The sequence below is a fragment of the Pseudoalteromonas sp. NZS127_1 genome (genome assembly GCF_015864295.1).
Lineage (GTDB): Bacteria > Pseudomonadota > Gammaproteobacteria > Enterobacterales > Alteromonadaceae > Pseudoalteromonas > Pseudoalteromonas arctica.
Genome location: NZ_JADYXO010000057.1, coordinates 1 through 1,266 on the forward strand (window position 1 = coordinate 1; position 1,266 = coordinate 1,266).

1 protein-coding gene is annotated in these 1,266 nt (G+C 41.2%); it reads left to right on the forward strand.

Annotation, left to right across the window (positions count from 1 at the left end):
• Positions 1–77: 77 nt before the first annotated feature.
• A protein-coding gene (locus tag I6F50_RS20100; protein WP_165728178.1) for an IS3 family transposase occupies positions 78–1,258 on the forward strand; the annotation gives its coding sequence in 2 pieces (ribosomal slippage) (positions 78–336 and positions 336–1,258; 1,182 coding nt in all).
• Positions 1,259–1,266: the final 8 nt, after the last annotated feature.

Here is a 1,266-nt window from a genome sequence, read left to right on the forward strand (position 1 = left end):
TGTAGTGGTACAGTGATTTTGGCCACCCATTAAGAAAGAAATGTTATGCTAATAAGCATACAAATTTGGGTGAAAAAATGACGAAATTAAAACGCGCAACGTATTCTGCAGCAATAAAATTAGAAACAGCTCAGCTTGTAGTTGACCAAAGTTATACTCAAGAAGAAGCAGCCAAAGCGATGGGGGTGGGTAAATCAACCGTCAGTAAGTGGGTTACTCAATTAAAGCAAGAGCGGAATGGCCAGACACCATCGGCTTCGCCAATGACGCCCGAACAAATTGAAATCCGCGAACTTAAAAAGCAAATCCAACGCATCGAATTAGAAAAGGATATATTAAAAAAGGCTACCGCTCTCTTGATGTCCGACTCCCTGAACAATTCTCGTTAATCGAGAAACTAAATCAACGAGAGCGTTACCCAATTAGCGTGCTGTGTAACGTATTCAATGTGCATCGTAGCAGCTATAAATATTGGGCTATACGGGATACAACGCCGACGTCAGAGCAAGTAAGGCTAGAGGCTGAAGTTAAAGCAATACATGCAATGAGCGGTGGCTCAGCTGGGGCGCGGACAATCGCGGCAATAGCAACGAACAATGATTTTGAATTGAGTCGTTATCGTGCTGCTAAGCTAATGGTTAAATTAAAGCTTGAAAGCTGCCAAGTACCTCAACATTCATATAAACGCGGCGGTAATGAACACCTTGAAATTCCAAACCTGCTTGATAGACAATTTGATGTTGTTGAGCCAGATACCGTATGGTGCGGTGATGTGACGTATATTTGGGTAGGTAATCGCTGGGCTTATTTAGCCGTTGTTATTGATTTATTTGCACGTAAAGTAGTTGGCTGGGCCATGTCGTTGTCGCCAGATACTAATTTAACGCTAAAAGCGCTTGAACTCGCGTATGAAAGCAGAGGAAAACCGACAGGACTGATGTTTCATTCAGACCAGGGTAGTCATTATACAAGTTTAAAATATCGCCAACGTTTATGGCGCTATAAAATCAAACAAAGTATGAGTAGGCGTGGAAACTGTTGGGATAATGCACCAATGGAGCGATTTTTTAGAAGCTTTAAAACGGAATGGATGCCAAAGGTTGGATATGGAAATTTTATAGATGCTAAATATAGCGTTAGTGATTATATCAACGGATATTACAACAACGTTAGGCCGCATCATTATAATGCCGGTTTAGCGCCAAATGAATCTGAGGTTAGATATCAAGATTCTAAAACTGTGGCCAAATTTTATTGACCACTACA